We start from the raw sequence: 5,582 nt of genomic DNA, 5'->3' as shown, positions 1-5,582 counted from the left end.
TCCGGACAACTGACCAATCAGCACCGCATCGTTCGACGCGCTGCGCACCATCGATAGGTGGGTGGACACCCGCTGGTAGAGATCGACCAGCTCATCGACCTCGGCGCCCGACAACCGACGGCGTCGCTTGACCAGCTGCTCCAGCCTGTTCCACGTCGGACGGTGCGCCAGCACGAACGCGTCGACATCCACATCGCGAATCCTAGTAGCGTTGGTCGCTATGGTCGGCCAGCAAGAACCTGTGGTGACCGGGGACGCGGTGGTCCTTGACGTTCAGATCGCCCAGCTACCCGTTCGCGTCGTGTCGGCGCTCATCGATGTCACGGTCATCTTGATCGGCTACACCATCGGTGTGCTGCTGTGGGCGGTCACCCTCACACAGTTCGATCCCGCGTTGTCGGCAGCCGTCCTGATCATCTTCACGATCCTGACGATCGTGGGCTATCCAGTCGTGTTCGAAACCGCGACGCGGGGCAAGTCGCTGGGCAAGATGGCCATGGGATTGCGGGTGGTTTCCGATGACGGAGGCCCGGAACGCTTCCGGCAGGCGCTGTTTCGCGCGCTGGCCGGCGCGATCGAGATCTTCGCGCTCACCGGCGGACCGGCGGTGATCTGCAGCCTGCTTTCGCCGAAGGGCAAGCGCATCGGCGACGTGTTCGCAGGCACGCTGGTCATCAGCGAGCGTGGGCCTCGGCTCCCACCACCGCCGCCGATGCCGCCTGCGCTGGCGTGGTGGGCGTCATCACTGCAGCTGTCTGGGCTCCGTGCGGAACAAGCTGAGTTGGCTCGTCAATTTCTCTCCCGTGCAACGCAATTGGATCCTGCGGTGCGGGATCAGATGGCCTTTCGCATCGCCGGCGAAGTCGTCGCACAGATATCACCACCCCCGCCTCCTGGCGTTGCGCCACAACTGGTGCTCGCGGCAGTGTTGGCGGAGCGCCACCGTCGTGAATTGGATCGGTTGCGGCCGCCACCTCAATGGCCTGGGCAACCGCAGCCATACCCGCTGCAGCAAGGCCCCCCGGCACCGGCGCCGCAGCAGCCGGGTACCGGGGGATTCCAACCGCCGACCTAGCGGTACCGCACGCCGATCAGCATGATCACCGCAGCGATGAAACTCGTCGCGGTTCGGACATGGTTCCAGTTCGTCCAGGTGGTGAAGTACGCCTGCCACTCGCGGGCCGCGTCAGCGGGCGCGAGGCCGACCGGGTTCACCGCGTCGAGGTGGTTGTTGAGGGGCACGTTGAACACCATCGTGATGATTGCGGCGAGGATTCCGAAGACCGCGCCGACAAGCAGCACCCAACTGCCGGGCTGGCGCAGTTGGATCACCGCGACGACACCGACGGCGACGGCCAGAATCGCTGCAGCGAAGTAGCCCAGCAGAAACGCCGGGTTGGAGTTCGCCTCGACGTTCATGCCGCGCATCGCGGTGATCGCCTCAGCCGGTTCGGTGCGGTCAAGGCCGCGCATCACGAATGTGGAGAAGACGTACATCATTCCGCCGGCGGCGGCGCTGGCCAGCGCGGCCAGAGAGGTCAGGATGACAAGGGGGCTCGTATTCATGACTCGAAGTCAATCGTGGACCGCCGAGACGATCCATGGTTTGTCGTCCCGACTGCATACGTATGCGTCTACGCGACCTCGACGCCGCGGTAGAGCTTCGCCGACACCGCCGCCAGCCACGCCCACACGAGCACCACTGCCGCGGTGAACACCAAAATTGTTGCAGCGCCGCCTGATCCAGACGACAAGGCGAGAAAGCTGGCTGCAAAGACCAGACCGGTGATCCGGGAGAACCACGCCCACGACGCCTGTCCGTTGTGCGCGAACCAGGAGCCCAGCACGAAGCACGCGGCGACCAGGCAGGCGAACCCGATGCCCGCCGCGGCGAAATGGGCCAAGCCGTGCCAGCTGACCTCGCCCATCCCCGGCGGTGTGCCCGGCGGGAAGCCATCCGACGGGTCGGCGCGGAAGATGCCGGCTGCGACCAAGCCGACGCCATAGGCGCCGAGCAGGCCAGACGCCCACGCCGACTGACGGCCCGGCCCGAGCGCGCGGCGCACGCCGACGGCCGCCGCAATCGTCATTGCGCCGGTGATCAGGAAGGTGGCGATCTGGATCCAGCCGTAGTCACCGTTGGCGAGCTGGCTGGCGGCATGCCGGGTGGGGTCGAACCCGTCGCGGGTTGCCACCTGCGCGGCCACAGCCACGACGTAGATCGGACCGGCGATGACGCCGTAGCCGAGCAGCGACTTTGTGATCCGCACCGGCAGCGGCGGTCTATCGGTGGTGGTCATGTGCGCCTCCAAGGACGGAACTAGACGGTCTAGTACCGAACGGTACTAGTTCAGGAACTAGACTGTCCAGTACCGATCGTGGGGAGGCCGTATGTCCGAGCAGACGCTGGGCCGTTCTGCGCGCAAGCGTGCGACCGTTCTGTCCGCGGGGCGCGACCTGTTCCTCAGCAACGGCTATCAGGGCACCAGCGTCGACCAGATCGCCGCCGCTGCCGAGGTGTCCAAGCAGACGGTCTACAAGCACTTCGGCGACAAGCATGAGCTGCTGCTGGCCATCGTCGACAACGCGCTGGAAAGCAGCGTCGCGCCGTTCCTCGACCGGATCGCCGGGATGGCCGATACAAACGATCTGGAGACGGACCTGACCGCCCTGGCCGGTGACTACCTGCGCGCCGTGCTTCAGGAGCCCGTCGTTCAGCTGCGACGCCTTGTCGTCGGCGAGGCGAACCGTTTCCCCGAACTGGCTCGGCTGTATTACGAGCAGGCGCCCGCCCGCATGATGGCCGCGTTCTCCGAATGCTTCGGCCGGCTGCACGAGCGCCGGTTGCTCGACGTACCCGAACCTTCGCTTACCGCAGAGCATTTCGCGTTTCTGATCGTCGGTAGGTGCATCGATCAGGCGCTGTTCTGCGGCGGACCGCAAGTATTGGCAGGCGTCGACGTCGACAGCCACGTCCGCGCAGGCGTGCAAGTGTTTCTCAGCGGTTATCGGCCGCGCGCAGGGTCCGGGTAACGATAGGCTCCCGGCGTGGACGCCGTGGTCGGCCTGCTCGACGGTGTGCGAGCGCGAGGCGCTTTTGTGTTGCGGATGATGATGGACCCGCCGTGGTCGATGAGCATTCGCGACGAAGCTCCGTTGACGTTGATCTGTCAGACCTACGGCAGCGCCTCGATCGTCGGCGAGAGCAGCGGAACTGTCTGGCTGCGGCCAGGGGATGTCGCATTGACCCGCGGCACCGAGCACTACATGTTCGCCGACGACCCGACCACGGCGCCGATGATCGTGATCCATCCCGGTCAACGCTGCACCACGCTGTCCGGCGACAGCCTGAAATTCGAGATGTCCATCGGGGTGCGGACGTGGGGCAACAGCCCGTCGGGTGCGACGCGGTCGGTGATCTGCGCCTACGAAGGCCGCAGCGAGGTCAGCGCCCGACTGCTCGATGCACTGCCGACGGTGCTGGTGTTGCGCGCGGACGAATGGGACACGCCCCTTGTGGAATTGCTCTCCGCCGAGGCGGGCCGCGACGGCCCCGGGCAGGAGGCCTACCTGGACCGGATGCTCGATCTGCTGTTGATTGCGGTGCTGCGCACCTGGTTTGACCGTGATGGCAATACCCCGACCTGGTGGCACGCCGAGCACGACCCGATGGTGGGCCCCGCGCTGAAGCTGATCTACAACAATCCCGCCCATCCGTGGACAGTGGCGAATCTTGCTGCGGCCGTGGGATGTTCGCGCGCGGTGTTTGCTCGAAGGTTCACCGAGCACGTGGGTGAGCCCCCGATCGCGTTCCTGACCAGTTGGCGGCTGGCGCTGGCAGCCGACCTGTTGCGGTCGAGTCAGGCCACGATCGGCGCGGTGGCGCGACAGGTCGGCTACAGCACACCGTTCGCGTTGAGCAGCGCGTTCAAACGCGCCTACGGCGTCAGCCCGGCCACTCACCGCGCCACTGCGGCCTATCCGGACGCAGACGTCGAGTCGACGGCGCTCTAGCTGCTGATCCAGTTTCCGTGGAAGCCGTACGGAACACGTTGCGGCAGCTTGATTCTCGCTACCGGCTTACCTTCGAAATCGGAGGCATCGATGATCACCAGATCGCTGCCGTCGCGGGCAGGGTCGTAGACGTAGCCCAGGTACCAGCCGCTGCTCTCGTCGGGGGCACCTGCGCCTGGCACGAACACCGCCTCCCCGGGGCCGCCGGGCGCGTCCACGGTGCCGAAGGCATGCTCTTGCGCACCGCCGGTGCTGAGGTCGTAGCGGACCAGCTTGTTCGTGCTCACGGAGACGGCATAGCGGGCGGGCAACGTGGCCAACCGGTCGTCGATGCGCGGGAACTCCACCGCGCGGTCGTCGACCTGGCGTTCGGTGACGGTGCCGGTCTGCAGATCGATCGTCCACGTCCACAGCACTCCGTCAGCGTCGAATCCGCCGCTGTCACGCCATAATTCGGGGTATCGCACTGCCTGCAGGACAATCGAATTTCCAGTGTCGTACGCGTTGGCGACGTGGAACACGTAGCACGGGTCGATCTCGAACCAGCGCACCGGCCCGAATGGATCGTCGCGGCGCAGCACGCCAAGGCGCGCGCCATAATTGTCGTCCCACCGGTAGGGCATATCACCGTCGCCCTTGAGCGCAACGTCCATGTTGAACACGATCGGCAGATCCATGAACACCACATGCTCGGCGGTCAGCGCGAAGTCGTGCATCATCGTCAGCGCCTTGACTTCGAGCGGGCGGTTGACGGTCAGCTCGCCGTTCGCGTCGGCCCGGTGATAGGTGACGTGGGGTTCGAAGATGTTGCCGTAGCCGAAGAAGTGCATCTCCCCGGTGGTCGGGCAGATCTTCGGATGCGCGGTCATCGAGTCGACAAGCTTGCCGCCGAAGTCGTAGGCGCCGACGGTCTCCAGGTCATTGGTGATCTCGTAGGGCAGTGACGATTCGACCAGCGCCAGCGTCTTGCCGGCGTGATTGATGAGGTGGGTATTCGCGGTGCCGGCCCGCAGGTTGCGAGTGCCGTCGGCGTTGTAGAGCGGGAAGTCCTCTTTGAAGCTGTCGGTGCGCACCCAGCGGTTGCGGTACCAGGCGGCGCGTCCGCCCTCGATGCGGACGCCGTGGATCATGCCGTCGCCGGTAAACCAGTGCGCGGTGGCCTGTCGCGGGTTGGGGCCGTTTCGCAGATACCAGCCGTCGAGTTCGACCGGAATCGCACCCTCGACGGGCAGGTCGAATTCCGTGAGCTCATCGGTGACGGGTGCGTAGTTGCCCCGTTGGAAGAACTGTCCGGTGCCGAAGAGGGCTGAGGTATCGGAGGTGGTGTCGGTCATCTGGATCTCCATTCGGTGTGGTCCCACCATGACATTCCACTAGTGACATGTCAAGAGTGGAATGTAGGATGGTTCCGTGAGTCTGCGGATTGCGGCGTTAGGGTTGCTGGCCCAAGAACCCGGCAGCGGGTATGACCTGCTCAAACACTTCGAGAAGTCGATGGCCAATGTCTGGCCGGCGACGCAAAGCCAGTTGTACGGAGAGCTCAACAAGCTCGCCGACGCGGGTTCGAT

At 65.3% G+C, this 5,582-nt stretch carries 7 protein-coding genes and 1 pseudogene; 4 read left to right on the top strand and 4 right to left on the bottom strand.

What is annotated here, in order from left to right; genetic code table 11:
• Positions 1 to 192, bottom strand: a pseudogene (locus VFH65_RS28920) (stage II sporulation protein M); the annotation flags it as partial.
• A 28-nt stretch (positions 193 to 220) separates the two neighbouring features.
• Between VFH65_RS28920 and VFH65_RS28915 the strand changes: the two are divergent.
• On the top strand, positions 221 to 1,075 hold the full coding sequence (locus VFH65_RS28915; protein ID WP_353326507.1) for an RDD family protein: 855 nt from the start codon (positions 221 to 223) through the stop codon (positions 1,073 to 1,075).
• Here the strand turns inward: VFH65_RS28915 and VFH65_RS28910 are convergent.
• The gene (locus VFH65_RS28910; RefSeq protein ID WP_353326505.1) at positions 1,072 to 1,566 is read right to left on the bottom strand and encodes a DUF1772 domain-containing protein; all 495 of its coding nucleotides are present in this window, start codon (positions 1,564 to 1,566) and stop codon (positions 1,072 to 1,074) included. The two genes, VFH65_RS28915 and VFH65_RS28910, sit on opposite strands and share 4 nt — an antisense overlap.
• A 68-nt stretch (positions 1,567 to 1,634) precedes the next feature.
• Complete coding sequence (locus VFH65_RS28905; protein WP_353326503.1) at positions 1,635 to 2,300, bottom strand: DUF998 domain-containing protein; 666 nt, start codon at positions 2,298 to 2,300, stop codon at positions 1,635 to 1,637.
• Between the two features lie 91 nt (positions 2,301 to 2,391).
• Between VFH65_RS28905 and VFH65_RS28900 the strand changes: the two genes are divergently transcribed.
• The gene (locus tag VFH65_RS28900; RefSeq protein WP_353326502.1) at positions 2,392 to 3,033 is read left to right on the top strand and encodes a TetR/AcrR family transcriptional regulator; all 642 of its coding nucleotides are present in this window, start codon (positions 2,392 to 2,394) and stop codon (positions 3,031 to 3,033) included.
• 15 nt (positions 3,034 to 3,048) lie between these two features.
• A complete protein-coding gene (locus VFH65_RS28895) occupies positions 3,049 to 4,014 on the top strand; it encodes an AraC family transcriptional regulator (protein WP_353326500.1) in 966 nt (321 codons plus the stop codon).
• Here the strand turns inward: VFH65_RS28895 and VFH65_RS28890 are convergent.
• The gene (locus tag VFH65_RS28890) at positions 4,011 to 5,348 is read right to left on the bottom strand and encodes a carotenoid oxygenase family protein (protein ID WP_353326498.1); all 1,338 of its coding nucleotides are present in this window, start codon (positions 5,346 to 5,348) and stop codon (positions 4,011 to 4,013) included. The genes VFH65_RS28895 and VFH65_RS28890 overlap by 4 nt on opposite strands.
• Positions 5,349 to 5,424: 76 nt before the next feature.
• On the opposite strand from VFH65_RS28890, the gene VFH65_RS28885 reads away from it, so the two are divergent.
• The coding region (locus VFH65_RS28885; protein WP_353326509.1) for a PadR family transcriptional regulator at positions 5,425 to 5,582 on the top strand (158 nt) is incomplete at its 3' end.

The organism is Mycobacterium sp., from assembly GCF_035697385.1.
In the GTDB taxonomy this organism is placed as follows: Bacteria; Actinomycetota; Actinomycetes; order Mycobacteriales; family Mycobacteriaceae; genus Mycobacterium.
Note: the sequence above shows the minus strand (reverse complement) of the source record. Positions and strands in the feature narration are given on the sequence as shown.

Coding starts and splice junctions, on each gene's coding strand:
- VFH65_RS28915 (WP_353326507.1), top strand. CDS start 221: ATGGTCGGCCAGCAAGAACCTGTGGTGACCGGGGACGCGGTGGTCCTT.
- VFH65_RS28910 (WP_353326505.1), bottom strand. CDS start 1,566: ATGAATACGAGCCCCCTTGTCATCCTGACCTCTCTGGCCGCGCTGGCC.
- VFH65_RS28905 (WP_353326503.1), bottom strand. CDS start 2,300: ATGACCACCACCGATAGACCGCCGCTGCCGGTGCGGATCACAAAGTCG.
- VFH65_RS28900 (WP_353326502.1), top strand. CDS start 2,392: ATGTCCGAGCAGACGCTGGGCCGTTCTGCGCGCAAGCGTGCGACCGTT.
- VFH65_RS28890 (WP_353326498.1), bottom strand. CDS start 5,348: ATGACCGACACCACCTCCGATACCTCAGCCCTCTTCGGCACCGGACAG.